This window comes from Paenibacillus sp. PL91 (genome assembly GCF_012935325.2).
Taxonomy (GTDB): Bacteria; Bacillota; Bacilli; order Paenibacillales; family Paenibacillaceae; genus Pristimantibacillus.
In genome coordinates this window covers 17,477-35,053 of record NZ_JABBYG020000028.1, presented here as the reverse complement: position 1 = coordinate 35,053, position 17,577 = coordinate 17,477, and the positions used below count along the sequence as shown (strand labels likewise).

Annotated in this window: 20 protein-coding genes and 1 pseudogene; 5 read left to right on the top strand and 16 right to left on the bottom strand. The window is 40.9% G+C overall.

The genetic code is table 11. The features are described 5' to 3' along the window. Window positions 1-64: 64 nt before the first annotated feature. The 4 genes and pseudogenes from HI950_RS32685 to HI950_RS32670 form a co-directional block, all read right to left on the bottom strand. Window positions 65-474 (bottom strand): annotated as a pseudogene (locus tag HI950_RS32685) (WYL domain-containing protein); the annotation flags it as partial. 476 nt (window positions 475-950) lie between these two features. Further along, window positions 951-2,111 carry an SMP-30/gluconolactonase/LRE family protein gene (locus tag HI950_RS32680; protein ID WP_169090819.1) on the bottom strand — a complete coding sequence of 387 codons (1,161 nt, stop codon included), beginning with the start codon at window positions 2,109-2,111 and terminating at the stop codon, window positions 951-953. A 31-nt stretch (window positions 2,112-2,142) separates the two neighbouring features. Continuing rightward, window positions 2,143-3,153: a zinc-dependent alcohol dehydrogenase family protein gene (locus tag HI950_RS32675; RefSeq protein WP_169090821.1), complete on the bottom strand. Its 1,011-nt coding sequence runs from the start codon at window positions 3,151-3,153 to the stop codon at window positions 2,143-2,145. Beyond that, on the bottom strand, window positions 3,150-4,001 hold the full coding sequence (locus HI950_RS32670) for an SDR family NAD(P)-dependent oxidoreductase (protein WP_169090823.1): 852 nt from the start codon (window positions 3,999-4,001) through the stop codon (window positions 3,150-3,152). The genes HI950_RS32675 and HI950_RS32670 overlap by 4 nt, the downstream gene beginning before the upstream one ends. Before the next feature lie 279 nt (window positions 4,002-4,280). On the opposite strand from HI950_RS32670, the gene HI950_RS32665 reads away from it, so the two are divergent. Both HI950_RS32665 and HI950_RS32660 read left to right on the top strand, forming a co-directional pair. Further along, the gene (locus HI950_RS32665) at window positions 4,281-4,940 is read left to right on the top strand and encodes a TetR/AcrR family transcriptional regulator (RefSeq protein WP_169090825.1); all 660 of its coding nucleotides are present in this window, start codon (window positions 4,281-4,283) and stop codon (window positions 4,938-4,940) included. Between the two features lie 115 nt (window positions 4,941-5,055). Next, entirely contained in the window at window positions 5,056-5,328 is a 273-nt protein-coding gene (locus HI950_RS32660; protein WP_169090827.1) for a hypothetical protein, read from the top strand. A gap of 499 nt (window positions 5,329-5,827) precedes the next feature. Here HI950_RS32660 and HI950_RS32655 read toward each other — a convergent pair whose 3' ends face one another. The 3 genes from HI950_RS32655 to HI950_RS32645 form a co-directional block, all read right to left on the bottom strand. Next, window positions 5,828-6,148 carry a hypothetical protein gene (locus HI950_RS32655; RefSeq protein WP_169090829.1) on the bottom strand — a complete coding sequence of 107 codons (321 nt, stop codon included), beginning with the start codon at window positions 6,146-6,148 and terminating at the stop codon, window positions 5,828-5,830. 233 nt (window positions 6,149-6,381) lie between these two features. Further along, on the bottom strand, window positions 6,382-6,825 hold the full coding sequence (locus HI950_RS32650; protein ID WP_169090831.1) for a GNAT family N-acetyltransferase: 444 nt from the start codon (window positions 6,823-6,825) through the stop codon (window positions 6,382-6,384). 339 nt (window positions 6,826-7,164) lie between these two features. After that, a complete protein-coding gene (locus HI950_RS32645; protein WP_169090833.1) occupies window positions 7,165-7,524 on the bottom strand; it encodes a winged helix-turn-helix transcriptional regulator in 360 nt (119 codons plus the stop codon). 134 nt (window positions 7,525-7,658) lie between these two features. Here HI950_RS32645 and HI950_RS32640 point away from each other — a divergent pair, with 134 nt between their 5' ends. Next, window positions 7,659-8,297 (top strand): FMN-dependent NADH-azoreductase, encoded by a 639-nt coding sequence (locus HI950_RS32640; protein WP_169090835.1) that lies wholly within the window; start codon window positions 7,659-7,661, stop codon window positions 8,295-8,297. Between the two features lie 206 nt (window positions 8,298-8,503). Here HI950_RS32640 and HI950_RS32635 read toward each other — a convergent pair whose 3' ends face one another. Continuing rightward, window positions 8,504-8,758 carry a hypothetical protein gene (locus HI950_RS32635; RefSeq protein WP_169090774.1) on the bottom strand — a complete coding sequence of 85 codons (255 nt, stop codon included), beginning with the start codon at window positions 8,756-8,758 and terminating at the stop codon, window positions 8,504-8,506. A gap of 141 nt (window positions 8,759-8,899) precedes the next feature. Next, window positions 8,900-9,136 (bottom strand): hypothetical protein, encoded by a 237-nt coding sequence (locus tag HI950_RS36865; protein WP_317618494.1) that lies wholly within the window; start codon window positions 9,134-9,136, stop codon window positions 8,900-8,902. Between the two features lie 428 nt (window positions 9,137-9,564). On the opposite strand from HI950_RS36865, the gene HI950_RS32625 reads away from it, so the two are divergent. Then, entirely contained in the window at window positions 9,565-10,005 is a 441-nt protein-coding gene (locus tag HI950_RS32625) for a copper amine oxidase N-terminal domain-containing protein (RefSeq protein ID WP_169090837.1), read from the top strand. Between the two features lie 51 nt (window positions 10,006-10,056). Here HI950_RS32625 and HI950_RS32620 read toward each other — a convergent pair whose 3' ends face one another. The 7 genes from HI950_RS32620 to HI950_RS32590 form a co-directional block, all read right to left on the bottom strand. Further along, window positions 10,057-11,025, bottom strand: a complete 969-nt coding sequence (locus HI950_RS32620) for a hypothetical protein (protein WP_169090839.1) — start codon at window positions 11,023-11,025, stop codon at window positions 10,057-10,059. A gap of 151 nt (window positions 11,026-11,176) precedes the next feature. Next, entirely contained in the window at window positions 11,177-11,599 is a 423-nt protein-coding gene (locus HI950_RS32615; protein WP_169090841.1) for a VOC family protein, read from the bottom strand. A 173-nt stretch (window positions 11,600-11,772) separates the two neighbouring features. Beyond that, entirely contained in the window at window positions 11,773-12,201 is a 429-nt protein-coding gene (locus HI950_RS32610) for a hypothetical protein (RefSeq protein ID WP_169090843.1), read from the bottom strand. 175 nt (window positions 12,202-12,376) lie between these two features. After that, a complete protein-coding gene (locus HI950_RS32605) occupies window positions 12,377-12,706 on the bottom strand; it encodes a hypothetical protein (protein ID WP_169090845.1) in 330 nt (109 codons plus the stop codon). A gap of 371 nt (window positions 12,707-13,077) precedes the next feature. Next, a complete protein-coding gene (locus tag HI950_RS32600) occupies window positions 13,078-13,434 on the bottom strand; it encodes a DUF4362 domain-containing protein (protein WP_169090846.1) in 357 nt (118 codons plus the stop codon). A 285-nt stretch (window positions 13,435-13,719) separates the two neighbouring features. Beyond that, window positions 13,720-14,430 carry a proprotein convertase P-domain-containing protein gene (locus HI950_RS32595; RefSeq protein WP_169090849.1) on the bottom strand — a complete coding sequence of 237 codons (711 nt, stop codon included), beginning with the start codon at window positions 14,428-14,430 and terminating at the stop codon, window positions 13,720-13,722. A gap of 1,205 nt (window positions 14,431-15,635) precedes the next feature. Next, window positions 15,636-15,884 carry a hypothetical protein gene (locus HI950_RS32590; protein WP_169090851.1) on the bottom strand — a complete coding sequence of 83 codons (249 nt, stop codon included), beginning with the start codon at window positions 15,882-15,884 and terminating at the stop codon, window positions 15,636-15,638. Between the two features lie 1,029 nt (window positions 15,885-16,913). Between HI950_RS32590 and HI950_RS32585 the strand changes: the two genes are divergently transcribed. After that, window positions 16,914-17,402: a pyridoxamine 5'-phosphate oxidase family protein gene (locus tag HI950_RS32585; protein ID WP_169090853.1), complete on the top strand. Its 489-nt coding sequence runs from the start codon at window positions 16,914-16,916 to the stop codon at window positions 17,400-17,402. Window positions 17,403-17,577 lie beyond the last annotated feature (175 nt).

Here is a 17,577-nt window from a genome sequence, read left to right as displayed (position 1 = left end):
CTTCAAACAGCTCCTTTATGATAATCTAATGTGAGTATATAAAAACGCTACTGACAACAGCATGTCAGTAGCGTTTTAACATTTTTTCAGCTTCAACGCGGAACTCGATTCCGGAAGGCTTCGGGCTCCAGCACAACGACATCCGCTCCCCAGCCGAGCAGCCAATGCAGTAAGTCCTCGGGCTGACGAACGCGAAAGTTTACAAGCAAACCATCCGGATGATCCTCTGCTGCTTCCATGTAAAAGTTGTTTGATTCCTTCACTTTATCCGCAATGTTGATGAATTTCTTGCCGTAGATCACAATTCGCTATAAGCATCCATGATCCTTGAACAAGCACAAGTCCATAAGGTGCGGCAATACGAACACTATGACGATTCCCATCGACTTCGGGCATACTTTTCGAATAACCGAATCTTACCTTCCGCTCCTCCAATATTGCGCGACGGATCGTTTCGATGTACTCTTTCTCTTGTCCGCAAAAGAATCTCATTTGTTTCTTTCTATTGCTTGGATGTTCAAATGAACAAATAATTTCTAAGAATGTTGAACGATCTGATCTTGAAACAAGTCCACAAACATGGGTGCAAATAAAATCAAAAAAAATGGTATTTACTTAAAGAAAATGAATGAGGATAAGGTTCAAGCAAAGAAAATACGTTACCTCATTTACTCCAAAAAATACCTTAGCTACGACTATAGAACAATTAAATGAGATCTAAAAGATTGGACTCTATCTATACATGTGAAAGATAAAATGGCCTCAAACGACCAGTACGTTAAAACAGAGTCACTTTTCATAATTACTTTAGATACCTAACCCAAAAAATTGAAATTTACTTAAATGAGAATACAGTTGATTATCAAATGGAACAACCTTGGAGGGATATCGCCCTTTATTAATCTATTGCTGCTATTTTTTTATGATTCGACCCCTCCCAGATTCCAACATTATTTTGTTAAAAGCACGCGATGAACACCCTTACTACCTCCTGGTGCCGTCCCTATGTATAAATATCCGTTATGGCTTGCAGCCGTAGTTACGCCATACAACGAACCTTCCGGATCATGCCAGCTTCCGATAAGCTCTCCCTGCGGGCCGAACTCAGCTGCAAGCCCATGCTTCGCCGGTGCGCTTGCGCCGCTAAGCAAGGACTCTGGCACTTTGGCCATGATACCAGCCAACCACGGGCTGCGATGCATCTGATCTACGAAAGAAAGGCGAGTCGTGAAGATCCCGACCCAGAAATGACCTTGCTCATCACGCGTAATGTTGTCTGGAAACCCTGCAAGATTGTCAGCAAAAATATCAGATGTTCCCTTCTTTGGACCCTTGAGCCAGTATCTGGTCAACTGATAATGATACGATTCCGCAACAAGCACGTAATCTCCATCCGCAGACAAGGCAACCCCGTTCGCAAAATAGAGGCCTTCTAAAAGGACGGTCGTCTGTTTGGTCATTGGATCGTACTTCAGCAAGCGTCCATGCGGCTTGTTCTCGGCAATTTCTTTGAATGTCACACGTCCATAGTTCGAGGTATCGGAAAAATAAATGGAGCCGTCCTGGGCAATATCAAGCTCATTAGCTAAATAGATCGGCTTACCGTTTACTTGATTGGCCAATACCTCTATGCTTCCGGATTGGTTTATAGACAGAAGTCCCATCTTGATATCCGTAACGATCAAATCGCCTTTGGCATCGAATTTAAGCCCATTAGGCGTTCCTTTGGTGTCTGCAAACACTTGGGCCTTTTGCGGATTGCCCTCCGCATCGAAAGGAACCTTGTAAATTTTCCCGTCTGAATCTCCTGTATATAGCTGGCCAGCTTTATCGAATGTTATGAATTCCGGGAATTGTGGGGCATCACTGACCAGTTGAGCAGCGCTAAGTTTATTGTTCTGTTTCCAAGGGTCCGCTTTCTGAAAAGAGGGAGCCGTCGGCGCCAACCATTTTACCGGTTCTATGGGTGAAGGAACAAGTAAGAAAACGATGACTCCAAGAAGGATCACCGCAAGCAGCGATAGCCCTAATCTTCGTATTTTACGTGGTGAGCGCTTAATTCGATTCACGCCTTCAGTAGATTTAACGGATCGAGCTTGTGTATTTGGCATTAGAGTGCCTCCTGTGTCTTTTAAGTAAGACTTAAATTTGGACTACGATTTTACCGAAATATTGCTTTCCTTCAGCCAAGAGCGCGAATGCTTCTCCAATTCGATCCAGAGGGAATACTCGGTCGATGACGGGATGTAAACGATGATGGGTAATCGCTCGATTCATCTTTTCAAAGTGATCCCGGTTGCCGACTTGACTGCCGCGAATCGTAGCGGCTTTCTGCAAGATGCTCGTGACATCGTATTCCGGAATAGTCAAGCCCGATAAGAATCCGACCATACTCAAAGTCCCTCCAATGCGAAGCGCGTTTATGGATTTCACCATCGTAGTCGCTCCTCCAACATCCAGAACGTGATCGACGCCGCCAGTTAGCTCTAACGCTGCCTTATCCCAATCGGGAACTTCCGAATAGTTGATCGTTTTCCATGCGCCGAGAGCTTTTGCTTGTTCTAACTTGGCGTTGCTGCTCGATGTGATGATGGCTCGTGCTCCAGCCATAAGAGCGAATTGAAGCCCGAAGATAGAAACCCCGCCTGTTCCTTGCAGCAGCACGGTATCCCCCGCTTGCAAACCACCGTATTCGATTAGCATGCTCCATGCGGTTAATGCCGCGATTGGCAACGTGGCGGCCTCCTCCCAAGTGAGGTGATCGGGAATATGGACGATTCCGTCTTCATGTAGAACGACATACTCCGCCGCTACTCCGTTCAACGGACCTCCCAGACTGTCTTCTAATACCCCCGGTCTTGGGTTGCCGGCAAAAAATCGCTGTTGCAAATTACCCGCTACTCGGTGTCCGACCTGAAACCTTGTTACTCCTTGGCCAACGGCTACAATTTCTCCCGCTCCGTCTGATAATGGAATGATGGGGAATTTGATTTCAATCGGCATTAATCCGCTGAGGATCACTAGATCCCGGTAATTGAGAGAGGCTGCCCTCATGCGGATCAGCACCTCATGGGGGCCTGGCGTTGGTATGTCGAGTTCCGTTAAGTTTAATTCCTCAAAGCCGAAGCCGTTTGTCAGTTGTATAGCTTTCATCGTATTGTCCTCCCAGCAAGATCAGATTGATTACCTGTATTCTTATAATTATTATTATTGCCGGATCCTCCGCGTGGACGAAGCATGCCTCCAACAAGTCGAAGACCTTGCTTGCGTGTTATGAATCGCGATAACTGCGCCCCGATATAATTCTGCGCACCCGGAACGACGTATATTTTCCCTTCCTTCAACGCACGAAGTGCAACCTCTACGACTCTCTCCGGCGTATCTTTCTTTCCGACAGAGGCTTCTTCCGTTCCTACAACATTAAAGAAGCTGGTATCCGTCGAACCGGGACAAAGTGCGAAGAATTTGATACCTCGGTCGCGGTTTTCCCACCATAACGCTTGAGTAAACGACAGGACGAAAGCTTTCGTCGCCCCATATACAGCCATATAGGGAAGCGGCTGAAATCCGGCGGTTGAAGCAACATTGATAACTGCACCTGAGTTTTTGCGCAACATATCCGGTAAGAACAAGTGGGTCATATCTACAACAGCGGCGACATTGAGCATAACTTCTTCATGTTGACGCTCACCTGACACTTGTTCAAAAAAACCATGTGTAGCAAAGCCTGCATTGTTGACCAACAGCTCGATATCCACTTTCAAACGTCGACATTGCTGATATAACTCGCTGGGCGCGCCTTCTTTCGAAAGATCCATAGAAATAACCTCGGCTTTGATGCCATACATCTTTTTGAGCTCTGATGCCAGGCTCACAAGCTTGCTCTCCGATCGGGCTACGAGTACCAAATGGCTGCCTTGTTTGGCCAGTTGTCTCGCGAATTGCTCTCCAATACCGGAAGAAGCTCCCGTGACGAGTGCCCATTTTCCTTGAAACGTCATAGTTTTACTCTCCTTTTAGATACTATGTTATGATATAGAAACAGTGTTACCATATGCTCAAAAGTAATCCTCAATTACCAAGAAAATGAAGAGCCATTCGTCATTTGGTAACAGCGTTTCCGATTGATTTCATTGTAACTACACTTTTTTAGAAAGTCAATACGATTTTGGAACATCACGTGACTCATTGACAACTATCCATTCACTGTATAAAATTCTTTGTAAGAAATTAAGAAACTTTGTTTCCTGACGAAAACACGATAACCGAAGGTGATGATTATGAGCGACCAGGATAACTCCGTTAATAAGAACACACGAGTGTTGAAAACCTATCAAGAGGCTCGCTTACAGAATATTGAAAATCTCCGCAAACTCGTTGTTGATGCTGCAGCCAGTCTCTTGCAAGAAGAGGGACCGGAAGCCGTTACGGTGCGTAAAGTAGCGCAGAAAATGGATTGCTCGACAAAAATCATTTATAGCTTATTTGTCAATAAAGAGGGCTTGGCTCAGCAGTTGTATCTGGAAGGTTGTAAGCTTCTCGCTAACGAATTCGAGGGGACGCCGCAAGCTGCTGATCCGGTGCAGCATTTGCTGAATCTAGGGGAAACCTTTTGGCAATTTGGGCAGCGTTACTCCAGCTATTATAAGCTGATGTTCGGAGGAGCCTTCGCAGATTTCAAACCGGACGAAGAAAGCCTGCAGGGCACCGTAACAGCCATGCGGCAATTATTGACCTTGATCAGCAACGCGCAAGAGCAAGGTCTGATTCCCGGCCAGTACGACACGGAATCCGTTGTACGAATAGTCTGGGCCTCGCTCCACGGCGTTATTCACCTTTACATGGGTGGACACTTGGGAGATGTCCAATCGGCTCATGCCGTATACAGGCAAACTCTGTCAATGATAGTCAGTTCGTTGTTGCCAGATCACAGCACCTAATGCGGGATCCCGATTCGTTAGACAAGTTTAACCGTAGATATAAATGCCATGCTCCTCCGTAAACGTCAAATAGCCCCCAACTTGAAAAGATCGGGATTTGCTAAGGGCTGTTTTTTTGGGCACAAAGACGTTACCAGCCCAACGGGCGAACAAGGAGCCTTTTGTAGCTGAACAAATGTTGCCGCGTCAGGATGCGAAGAACATTCTGCGATGGCCGCAAAAGGAACAAGAAAAGACTGCAACGCCATTAAAACCCGAAAGATGGGCACTTTTTCTAAGTGTCTATCTTTCGGGTTACAATTCGCGATGGCAAATCTGCCTCTTCTTTTTTCCTATCAACCCAAATGAAATATTAATGTTTTTATTCAAGCTTCATTACTTCTCCTAAATTTTCATTATATTAGGCTTACTACTATGTGTATGCGAATGTTTCTATAATCATTGTATTCTGCGAACTTACTTGAATATTCTAAAATTCCACACTTGGTATTCGTGAAGTGATGAAACTTTCCTCCCGTTGCAGCCGAGTTCGTGGATCATTAATCTCTTTCAAGGTCGCGCTATCGTCAAACTCCATTACTTCGATTATATGGTCCGCATCGAGCCAATTCTCCTTATATTCAACCAGTCCGTATAGAGGACAGTCTGTTAAATTCTCGCAGACGAGATGACTCATGTTCAGTTCGAACGCGGTTCTTGACTCCACAACGAATTTCACCCGATGCAGTCCTCTCCTTGCCTTATGTTTTTCGCAATGCTTACTACCGGGTTGAACAGAGCGATGACATTGTTTACATCTTTCCATTTGATATCACCTCATATCCAATCTCATCTAGTAATCAATTGATAAACTGATCACTTGAACTAACGTACCCGTTAGTTCAGTATTAACCGACCTTAAAGAAAGGGGACTGCTTTCCATCAATTCTGGGAGCGGAAGTAGGGAATATCATTCCGAGGATTCCAACTCCCGCGTAAAAAGTGTCGTAATCGGTACTAAACTCATTCTGCTCCCTAACGATCGATAATTCATGGATTGAGAACAGAAGATAATTCGCGCTCCTAAAAGCAACAGGCTCTAGAGGGCTACTTTTTTGAAAATTGATACGCTCGTGCTTATAAACCCACTTTTCAAAATCCGAGCTATCTGGGTTTGTCCATAGCAGAGCAAGTAAAACTATACCTACAAGCAGAATCAGCAATCTCACGCCGAGCCCCCCTTACAGTCAAGTACAGTAAATAATATGTTGTGTACCTGAAGGCCATGACGGGTTGTACCTATTGTTTGTGTTATTCAACTATCCTGCCCGTTAGCTTAACAAAGAAAGGGAGCAGCTGCCGCAGCAAACTACTCCATGTTTGTTCAACTATCGTGTCCCGTTAGTTTAATGTAAAATGGTTACTCACATATTCAAAATTAGCTTGGTTTAATTAATGCTTGTTAGTCAAGGTTAATAATCTTATCAAAGCAGTAAGAATCTTTGTCATAGCCATTATGCTCATAAAAAGCATGGGCGTCGGTTCGCTTGAATCCGCTACATAAAATAATACTTGATATTCCGATTTCTTTAGCATAATTTTCAGTGTGTCTTAATAGTTTTGTACCTATCCCACCATGCTGAAATTCCTTTTTAACAGCAAGAGCTTGAATATGAAAATAACCAATCGGAACCCCTACGGATAATGCCTGAACTATAGTTACAAAACCAACCACATCATTTTCAAATAATGCAACAAATGTTTTATAATTCCCGTCAGTATTCATTTTTTCCATAGTAATTCGAAAGTTTTCATCATTAACATTGCGAATTCCAAGTACATCGTTCCATAAAAAAACAACTTCAGTATAATCACTTTCTACAACTTCTCGTATCTTAATTTCCATACCCAACCCCCCATTAATAGAAATATTCGAACAAAGGATTCGACAATTGATGAAGCAATCCTGCCCGATAGCTTAATGAAGCATCATCAGTCTAATATCGAAAGCCTGAAAACCTTTCGGCCTGTCGACGAAGCTTCTATTTTTTTGGGGGGTTTGCTTTTGGAACTCTCGAACGAAACAAAATGAAATGAAGAAGATCGTCTTTCTTCCAGCTCTTGGCCAGGGTATGATCGATCTTCTTTATATTCTGGCAGACCGCGGTGTCAGACATGCCTCGTAATCACTTTCGTTATATTGTGACACGGAGCAGAATGAAACGGACTAGCGTAATATCGAACGCTAGTCCGTTTCTGTTTGTTCATTTTTCTCCTTTTTGAGCTGCTTTCGCTCAACATGGGTTGCTCCCCATTGATGTAAGGTTTCCAAAATCGGAGACAGGCTCATGCCGTATTCCGTGATGGAGTATTCCACTTTCGGCGGGATTTGCGGATAAATGACTCGTTTTACGATCTCTTCCTCTTCCAATTCACGCAGTTGGAGCGTAAGCATCCTTTGAGTGATTTCGGGCAGCAATCTTCTTAGCTCATTGAACCGCAAAGGTTTACCTTGAAGCAAATGATAAAGTATAATCGGCTTCCATTTGCCGACGATCGAATCCAACGCCACAACGAATTGACATTGGTCAGAGTTCTTTCGCATACTTCAGCCTCCCTTACAGTATCTTTTTTAATACTATACCACATTATTGTGCCTACTTAAAATAAGTAAGTATATATAATATAATTATCCTTGGAAGTATAATTATTCTGATTACAGAAGGGAAGTTTTGATTCATGGCAACCGTATTGTACATCACCGCACACCCCCTCGATCCACAATCATCGTATAGCCTCGCGGTAGGCAAAGAGTTTATCGAAGCGTATCGCGAGGCAAATCCGGGAGATGAAGTTGTTCATTTGAATCTGTACAAAGAGAATATTCCGCAATTTGATGCTGATGTTTTAAGAGGTTGGGAAAAGCTTCGGTCGGGTTCATCTTTCGATCAACTGACTGATGCTGAGAAGTCAAAAGTGGCTCGTCTTGAGGTGATTGTTGATCAATTCGTGGCTGCTGATAAGTACGTATATGTTTCCCCGATGTGGAATTTCTCGATCCCACCGGTTTTGAAAGCATACACTGATGCGACTTCAATTCCGGGTAAGACTTTTAAATATACCGAAAACGGCCCTGAAGGTCTGTTGACCGGTAAGAAAGTCTTACACATTCAAGCTAGTGGTTCTGTTTATTCGGAAGGTCCTTTAGCTCCACTTGAAATGGGATACAGCTATCTGAATAAGGTTTTACAGTTCTATGGGATTCAATCTATTGAGGCAATTTTTGTTGAAGGAACGGCATTAAAATCACAAGAGCAAGCTCCAGCTATTAAAGAAAAAGCAATTGCACATGCTAAGGAAGTTGCCAAACGTTTCTAGTTGGGAGCATCGTTCTCAAACCGGAATCCATAAGAGCAAATCCACAAAAAGTGAAGTAATGCTTCGAAGCTGATTCTGATTACTTTTTGAGGGAGCCCTCATTTCAATGAAACAGCGACAGCTAGGACTTTATTTTCAGGTCCTTGGCTGTCGCTGTTTCAATTTCTGAGGTCAGTCTAAAACTTATTTCATGAAGTCTTACGGTGTTACAATCGATAATCCGCGTGGAATAAAGACACCCAGTCTAATACTTTATTTTCTGCCGACATCACCCGGCCATTGGCATCGTATTCGAAATGTTTGCGCATAAACAGCATCTCGATATAGCTGGGAATAACGGGTATGCCATCATCAGCTCTCCAATGGTCCAGATTCTGAAAAGTCTGCCCCAACTCTTCCCTGCACATCCCCAGCCGAAAAGGACCGATGCCGACATGCGGCGTTATGATGATTGCGTCCACCTGCAGACTCCTTTCAACGACAATTTCTCTTGTCCAGTATACAGGATCCCTAAACCTAACGTAATCTGCCCGTTAGCGTAATGAAGCAGCCGACTATTGTGGTCGGCTGCTTCCGTGTTTTTATTGAACTATCGTGTCCCGTTAGCGTAATCGACCAATGTCATAAGCTTTTTCTATTGATGATTTGTAGTTGTCCCATCCAAAGTGAAAAGGTCCTATATCAAGCAATTGATTATTATGTTCTAAGTAAAAATTGCTCCACTCAACAATATCTGCTTCTTTATCAATAGCTACAGAAATATAACCACATTCCAAATCACCGCACTGCGGACAAATCAATATTGGATACCTATGATATAAGCTTTTGATGCTCATCATTCCCCCAACCAAACGCAGGTACAAAGTCGTACTCTTTTAGCCTTTGATATAAGGACACCGAATCAATGATTATGTCAGCAAATACTGTGTTGTTCTCTTCCTTTGAACCATCTTCATCATATCTGCTCGCTAATCTTGTCTCTAGAAAATTTATATTAGTCATAGCTCCTCCATTGAAAACGTTCAAGTTTTCTTACACTCGGCAGAGTGATTAAACAATCCTGCCCGTTAGCTCAACGAGGCTGCCGTTTCATTCCTGCAGTTGCATTATCCATCCTTTAGCTTTTTATAATTAGCGCCTGCTCAACAATTTGTGTTATTCAGCTATCGCCGTGTCCAATTAGATTAACGTAACCTTTTAATGAACTTTACGTCTATAAGTTGTAGAAATTAAATCCAATTTTTAGAATGGGAAGGAAACTTCATCAATGAATAAAAAATTATTCGTTACCGTTTTGTGTACGTTTCTGTCGGTAAGTTTGATTTTCCGAGTAGCGTACGCAAGCGGCGCAATAAAAATTGTTGTGAATGGTAAAACCGTTGCAGCGGATGAAGCACCACGAATGATTAACAATCGTGTTATGGTACCAATCAGTTTTGTTTCCAAGGCTCTAGGTGCGGATGTCATTTGGGATCAAAAAACGCAGACAGTTGGAGTAAAGAGCTTTGGGATCACGCCTATGGTTTTTTGGAAAGATGATATTTCGACTTTGAGTCAATTTGATATGGCAGCAATAAATAATACTGTACAGGTGTTTATGGCTGGAATGGATTATGGAATTGAGGACCTCATTAAAAAACCGGTTACTAGCGACATGGATGTTAACACGTTAAAAGAAATGCATTTCCCAATGGGTCCGACGATGTAGGATGAGCAGGTCTATCCACACTTGTTAAAGATGGTTGGTACCAGTGTGGTTTTATGAGTTTATTACAATCTTACTTGCACTTAACAAAAATTCTTTAATTGAGTTAGTTGATATTCCACTATGGAACCTTCTAATTTCAAATAATGGCCATCCTTCAATATGTTTTATTTTTGCTAAATAAGTTCGGTTTCCTTTGTATTGTTCATTTAAAAAACTATTATAGGCATCAATTTTCTCTTGAGGATCGCCTTTCATTATTTGTCTAATATTTTTTTCATAGAAGGTATTTGTCTTATCCGCCCATGATATTAGTTCGCTTCGTGGTGTTGTTGCACACCGAATTTCATCCTTTCCTTTATAATAAAAGGTGCTGTCACTTATATCATATTCAGAAATAAACAAAAGATTTAATAAGATCCAAAAGTATTCTGCCTCATGTTTTATGTCCCATCCTGAACAATATTTAGGATGTAGTGTTACATGAGTAGAAATAAACCCCGCATAAAGTAAATTTAAGTCCTTAATTTTCTTGAAGGAATTGGGAATTAGATTTTCACTTCCTACAAAAGTAACAACTTCATCCGTAAGTATAATTTGTTTAATATCAGTGATTTTTTCTTTTTTAAGGTTAATGAATGTATCTGTCGAACAGCTAAATTTATCTGTTATTAAAATCTCTCCGTTTAGATTTGTGTTTATTTGCTTGAGGTCTGCTAACAATTTACATACAACTTCCTCAAAAGTTTGAAAACCATCTATTACTTCATCAAAACTATCCAAAGTGTAAGGAGGAGATGCGACTTCTATTAAGGCATTGGTGTACTCAGGGTGTATCTCCCAGCCTTTGCTAAACAAATATCCCACTTTTTTCACTAGATGTTCAGGAATATCCGACATAGACATTATTTTATCTATTATCTGTTGTGATGCTAATAAGTAACTTATGAAGTCACGTTCTTTATAAACTAATGCATATTCTTTTTCGATTCCAAACTCAAACTTCTCAGGAACAATTTTCATTGTTTTCCCCCTCATACCTCATTGTCCTATCCCGTTACTTCAACGAACAACGGCTGCCGATCGTGTGGCCGGCTACCTTCATGTCGTGTTTGAGCTATCGTGTCCCGTTAGTTTAATTTTAAACCTGAATACGAAGGAAAACGAACATCTATTATTTCATTCTTTTGGTAATCGGATGATCCTCCTTTAGCTCCAACAGGTCCCAAAGATTCCCGTATAAATCCTTAAAGACAGCAACCGTCCCGTACGATTGTTCTTGCGGCTCACGTACAAATTCAATCCCTTTTGCCTTCATTTCTTGATAATCTCTCCAGAAATCATCCGTGTTCAGAAACAGAAACACCCTGCCTCCAGCCTGGTTACCGATAAAAGGTTCTTGTACGAATTTGGATGCTCTCGCGAGCAATATCGTCGTCCCAACTGAACCGGGTGGAGAAATAACAACCCATCTTTTGTCTTGTTCAGGTTGATAAGTATCTTCGATGACTGTAAAATTCAGCTTTTCTGTATAAAATGAAATGGCTTCATCGTACTCTTTGACGACTAAAGCGATATGTACTATGGATTGAATCATTTATTACACTCCTTTAATTTAGATAAACGGGTCAGCAAGTTGAAGCTACCGGACCCGGTAAGGACTTTAAGTAAGAATGTCATTCGTACTTTTCCTTTTACCCTTTTCCTTGGTAAATGAGCAGGCTACCTTAGCGTCTGCTCATTTAATATCTAAGAATGTCATGATTTATGTCAGAGTCCCAAATCATCCCAATATTCCTTACACAAACTTTCCAGTTTACTGAGTTCAATTCTAATCCCCTCTGAATCATAAAGCTCAATTTGCTTCACTTTTATATTAAGGAAACCGAGTGTATTACCTTGATTTGCACTACAAAAAACTTTAATTCGGTCACCACATGCATCAGTTTTTAAAATTTCAAGATTTAGACTATTATGTTTTTGATAATCATAGGTGATAACATTCGAATCGGATGCCTTAAAATAAAAATCCTCTAGATAGATTAACTGAATGACAATGTGATTAAACATCGGATTTATCTTTTCTGCAAGATACTTTATATCAACAGAAAATCTCACACCGTTTTTGATAGTGGTGATATCCTCGATTGTCCCATCGTGTAACAAACTAAAAAGCAACGCTTGGTCTTCTAATATCATTTCTAAATATCAACTCATTTCTTTTGAAATGACCATAAATACACATTAAAATATTTAACTCTTTACCGCAGTATCCTGCCCGTTAGTTGAGCGAAGAGCTGCCATGTGGCAGCCCTCTCGATGTTGAACTAACGTGTCCCGTTAGCTCAACACATTCCCATTTTACTATCGAGTGTCAGATGCCACTATAAATTATTTTATAATCTTCAGACTCAACTCTGGTCGCAAACTCAATTAATTTACTAAGAGTATCAAGAACTTCTTTTCTTCTGATTGACAATTTTTCATAATCCCCTATTAATTTAGGATCATCATCTTCGTCATTCCAGGTATACAAACCCGTCAAAATAATTTCTTCAGGTGCTTCAGAAAACATTAGATACCAAGCTTCCATCAGTTTCAAGAATTTCATTGCACCCTTTTTCTCAATTATTGAGAATCCATAATAATTAAACCCAAGTTCACTTTCGTTTTTATCGGGATTGAAGTTTTCAATCCATTTCAATGAATTCTGGATATATCCAAGCATGTCGTCATGTAAATAAGTAACGCTTTCTGGGTATCTATCTCTATAATTAAAGATACCACTGAAAAAGGAAATTTCCTCAAAATCATGCTTTGAAATAAGTATGAAGTCATGAACTAAAGCTATATCGTTTCTCTCCCTTCCTTCCTTCGCGAATCATAAATAAGTCCCCAGTGATATTGAATGCTTAAAACTTACTTCAACAACCAGTTCTATTTTCCTTTCATAAATAATTACACACATGCCATTGAAAGCCAACTTATCCACGCTAGCCTGCCCGTTAGCGTAATAAACCATTTTCCTTGGGGATGCTTAGAATCGGCAAACTCTTTTCACCTTCATTATCACATTCATCGAGTATAAACATACTGTTCTTTTATTTCATTCATGTTAATGCTCTTACAATTGTAAACCAGTTTTCCACATTCAGAGCTCATTCTGTCCCTGGTATTGTCAATGGTCCATGTAATCTCCCTGCCGTTTGAATGCACATCATGTATCCAGTATCCGCCGTCGATAATCGGCGGAATGAGCATGAGATAATCGCCTTTCTCATTTTTATGGCGGTGTACCATCTCATTCAACCGTTCAGCATCCGCCTTATTGAAATGGTGAAGGATACTATCTTTTCTTTCAAGTTCATTTTTGTCAGTCGTTTGAGTAATAACCAAAATCACTAGCAATACACCAATAATACCAAACAGCATTCCAATCGTTATCTTTCTTAATATGCATGGCACCCCGTTTCTTCACACTTTTTTATGTATGTACAGCCAAATTGTCGCGTTATACTGCACGTTAACGTAGAAAAAGACAGCCAATTGTTCTACTGGCTGCCTCGGTGTCAATATTCAGCATCGTTACCCGTTAGCTGAATCAATCCTTCTCCAAATTATAAGTCCGAATTAGGTTAGCTCCTTCAAAAACTTAAATCCTTTCACAGCGAGGACATCTCCACCAATCATTTTTCTTGATCTGTTTTAGACTGACGCTTACAATGGAGTGAAAGTGCACACTTCATTATCGGTAGTGATGGTCAATGACCAGCCATCGGCTATTTCACCTGAACTGCCTCCAAAATCATCAAATACAAAAAGTCTCCATGGGCCATTCGGAGCCAGCCCGATAAAATTGCTTAGCCCAACGAATGGTGACGACGGAGGAGCAGGAGCTGGTAGGTTTTCGATAGCTTCGTAATTCGTAGGCTTGAACGTACCCGAGACGACCGGCCCACTATCAGGAATAAAACTGGCGGCACTGTCATCAAAGGTCAAGGTAACGTTAGTAATATTCGAACTGCCTCCTGCATCCGACATGAGGATGGTATTTGTAGTACCGTTCGGATGAACGAGTAGAATATCAATATCATCGGGGAAAGCATGACTCAGATTGAAAAGTGTCACAGTTACTTTTGCAATTGCCCCCGTCATGCCAGTGACGCCAATGGTGGACGGATAAGGGTTGGACTCTCCAGCCCCCGGGATTGTAATGGTTTCGGGATTCGAGAATACTGCTGTGGAACTGACGGTACTGTTGCACACCCTTTGGAAAGGTCCTACAGTTAGAGTTGAGTCATCTACGTTAATTGTTGGATTTACGTTAACGGGAGTTGGATCAACGTCTATTGTTGGATTTACGTTAACGGGAGTTGGATCAACGTCTATTGTTGGATTCACGACAATAATACAGCGTTTTTTCTTCAATTTCTTCTTTCGTGGACAAACGATGATCGTTTTCTTTCTCTCATAATATCGTTTCTTTTTTTTTTAGCCGTACATCCCATACGTTAATCGCCTCCTAGTAAAACACACATCCTATCTTATGTTAGAAATAGGATGGATTGCTTGGACGGGTGTCTAATATAAACTAGACTACAATCTATTTATTGTAATAATAGGTACGCTCCCATGAAAATTAAATCCGCGAAAAACCTCAAAAAGACAATAATAAACTAGACCTAGCCGAATAATTTTTTAAAAAAAAGGCTGTGCCTGAGAAGAGTTATGAAATTAAAATAAAGAGCTTTCAAGGCAGAACATAAACCATAGCTTATCGATCTTCCTCTCCCAGCCATATGTTAAGACGATTCACAAGTTCATATTGGTGTAGATAGGTTTTCATAATGATTATGACACCTTTCTTTTTATTCTATAGCTCAATTTATACAGGAAACCATGTTTTTTCTTAATTAGGTGGTTAAAATAGGGTGCTAACTATATCCGATGCTCGCGGCCTTAGCGATCCCTGCCGAGGATCCTTTTACTCCCGCACAAAATATAAAATTTTGTGTACATGTGTCTACGAAACATCGCCAAGCACGTAAAAAAGGCCCTAGATTCCATTTTTCTTTCTTAGACGAAGTTCACTTCGACACGAAAGGATGAAAATGGACTATCGGGCCTTTCTACTTTGGATAAGGTGACTGTACCCTTCCGATATATTTGATTCATGAGCTATTTAAATGATTTGTATCGATGCAAACATCTTCACAAAATAGGGGTTTTTGTACAGATGTCCTGTGGGGCGTTAATCTAACGGGACAAAACAGCTACATTTGTGACTGCATCCATAAACAAAACCTCTGTAGAGGCATAAAAAAGGCCCTATAAGCCATTTTTTTTATTTGATCGAATTAACCCCTTCGAACACAAAGGGAAAATGGTAAAATGGGGTCTTTCTGCTTGTTAAATGTATTATGGCATCTCCATGGCTACCGATAACTTAGCTTCTATGGTCTTTATGTTATTCGATATGAACCGCTATAACATTTTATCGTGTGACAACCTAGGTTCAAATTACCAGTCTTAAATAAGAAGAACATGTCGAAAAAAAGGTAAATTCAGACTATACAACTCTTGGAGTGGATGTAATTTGATTAAAATGTAAATTAGTAAAATTAAGGTAAAGACTATTTTCTAAGCAGTCTCCAAGCTAAAAGTAAACTTATCAAAATGAAAAATATACCAGAAACCAGAAATGACCAACCGTAGTTTTGAATATTCTCGTTCTTTACATTATCAGCTATTTCAAATATTAAAAAATTTATTCCTATTCCATCACCATCAGTTTTTGCCTTAAATAGAGTAGTCGACTTTGTAATTGAAAGAACACCAATTATCAACGCAACTATAGCTACAACAACGTAGCGCCTGCTCATCCTTGTTCCCCGTTAGCATAACAGTTTAATTGTTTAATCAAGAACAAAGAAGTCGTCAAAAGATTGACCTTCTAATGTATAAAGCATTTTATAAATACCTAGTTTTTTATTCTTATATACAATCGGTATAAAGGATACGACATAATCGAAACCATATGAGTAGCCTACATACACTCTTCAATATGTTTACCGTACCAACGTTTTTCTTCAGCATCAAACTCTACAACTGCATTTACTTCTAAGTTCTCCGTATAAAACACAATTTCCTCGCCTACTCTAATATTGAAAACATCAATTTGGTCATTTGAAATTCTGAACTTAAATGGGTAAGGCTCATTAAAATCAATAGAAAGCTACTTCATATAAACCTCCATTAGGCTCTCCGTCCTGTTAGTTCAACCAAGCCTCTTTTAATGAATTCATGAAATTCCTTATTACGTTAAGTGCTTACTCACTTGAAAGATCTCATCACTATAGTACCATATATTGTAACTAACCTGCCCGTTAGTTGAGCAAGTGCTGCCAAGTGACAGCCCTTTCTTGTTTGAACTATCGTTGCGCGTTAACGTAATGGAGACCGTGATTAAGAAAGGTCCAAGTCAAGAGGAGCGAGTAAATGAGGTAGTAGTAGTTGTAATGCAAGCTAAGATCGAACGCGTTATGACAAAGGTAATCAAGTTTGATGGTATGTATGACCAACGCCCTCCTGAATATGTGCTGTGCCATTGCTCCTGCCAATATGATTCATCATATTCCGTTCATCCCCCTACTTGTTAAACCATGATTAGGCTGACTGGGGCATGACCCCGAATCATAGGCGATAATGTGGACGACAAGAAGGTTAGGGGCTTCCGGCGAACATATAACAAGGAGTGGTTGGGGTTTACCCATGGCCACAGAATATATAGATGGAATGTTAAGTAAAATAATGCTTTTGGAGTTTTTCGAATGATCGACTCCGGGAGGTTTGGAGGAGCATAACGGGGGTAATACTGATCAAAAATACATATCGAAAGGGTGAATCAGACGATGAATCCAACCTCCGATAACCAAGAAGCGATCGAGAAGGTTCAGGAGTTGATCAAAGGCATTGAGATTGCGATGCTCACGACGGTATCGGAAGAAGGGCTAGTTTCACGCCCCATGAAAACCCAGGATGTCGAGTTCGACAGCAACCTGTGGTTCCTGACCAAGAAAGATACTAGCAAATTTCATGAACTGCTTCGCAACCAGCAAGTCAACGTGGCATATGCGGGTAAATCTTTCGTCTCCATCCGCGGTGAAGCCGAACTCGTGGAAAGTTCCGAGAAGGTGAAAGAGTTCTGGAGCCCGGCCTACGAGAAACTACTGGAAACCACGTATGACGATCCGAACCTCGTTCTCATCAAGGTCAAAGCCGAAACCGCCGAGTATTGGGATTCCGGCAACAAGTTCCAGATGGCCAAGTTCTTGTTCCGTAGGCTACTGGGCAAAGATACTGAAGGAACGGATATTAATCGGATCGTGGAATTGAATTAGGTTAAAATTTGAGATTCGTTGAGAAAACTTATTTGATGAAGAGAAATGCCTATCATGCTAAGGGCCGAATGACCCGAAGCGTGAATACGGTGTTATCTGACGTATTCGACTTCTATGAAATCCTTACAACTAGACCTTCCCCAATAGAATAAAAAACCTCATCATTCATCATGTA

What these genes read in the sequence shown, in the direction of transcription:
- HI950_RS32680 (WP_169090819.1), bottom strand. Translation starts at nt 2,111, where the DNA reads ATGCCAAATACACAAGCTCGATCCGTTAAATCTACTGAAGGCGTGAAT.
- HI950_RS32675 (WP_169090821.1), bottom strand. Translation starts at nt 3,153, where the DNA reads ATGAAAGCTATACAACTGACAAACGGCTTCGGCTTTGAGGAATTAAAC.
- HI950_RS32670 (WP_169090823.1), bottom strand. Translation starts at nt 4,001, where the DNA reads ATGACGTTTCAAGGAAAATGGGCACTCGTCACGGGAGCTTCTTCCGGT.
- HI950_RS32665 (WP_169090825.1), top strand. Translation starts at nt 4,281, where the DNA reads ATGAGCGACCAGGATAACTCCGTTAATAAGAACACACGAGTGTTGAAA.
- HI950_RS32650 (WP_169090831.1), bottom strand. Translation starts at nt 6,825, where the DNA reads ATGGAAATTAAGATACGAGAAGTTGTAGAAAGTGATTATACTGAAGTT.
- HI950_RS32645 (WP_169090833.1), bottom strand. Translation starts at nt 7,524, where the DNA reads ATGCGAAAGAACTCTGACCAATGTCAATTCGTTGTGGCGTTGGATTCG.
- HI950_RS32640 (WP_169090835.1), top strand. Translation starts at nt 7,659, where the DNA reads ATGGCAACCGTATTGTACATCACCGCACACCCCCTCGATCCACAATCA.
- HI950_RS36865 (WP_317618494.1), bottom strand. Translation starts at nt 9,136, where the DNA reads ATGATGAGCATCAAAAGCTTATATCATAGGTATCCAATATTGATTTGT.
- HI950_RS32625 (WP_169090837.1), top strand. Translation starts at nt 9,565, where the DNA reads ATGAATAAAAAATTATTCGTTACCGTTTTGTGTACGTTTCTGTCGGTA.
- HI950_RS32620 (WP_169090839.1), bottom strand. Translation starts at nt 11,025, where the DNA reads ATGAAAATTGTTCCTGAGAAGTTTGAGTTTGGAATCGAAAAAGAATAT.
- HI950_RS32615 (WP_169090841.1), bottom strand. Translation starts at nt 11,599, where the DNA reads ATGATTCAATCCATAGTACATATCGCTTTAGTCGTCAAAGAGTACGAT.
- HI950_RS32610 (WP_169090843.1), bottom strand. Translation starts at nt 12,201, where the DNA reads ATGATATTAGAAGACCAAGCGTTGCTTTTTAGTTTGTTACACGATGGG.
- HI950_RS32600 (WP_169090846.1), bottom strand. Translation starts at nt 13,434, where the DNA reads ATGCTGTTTGGTATTATTGGTGTATTGCTAGTGATTTTGGTTATTACT.
- HI950_RS32590 (WP_169090851.1), bottom strand. Translation starts at nt 15,884, where the DNA reads ATGAGCAGGCGCTACGTTGTTGTAGCTATAGTTGCGTTGATAATTGGT.
- HI950_RS32585 (WP_169090853.1), top strand. Translation starts at nt 16,914, where the DNA reads ATGAATCCAACCTCCGATAACCAAGAAGCGATCGAGAAGGTTCAGGAG.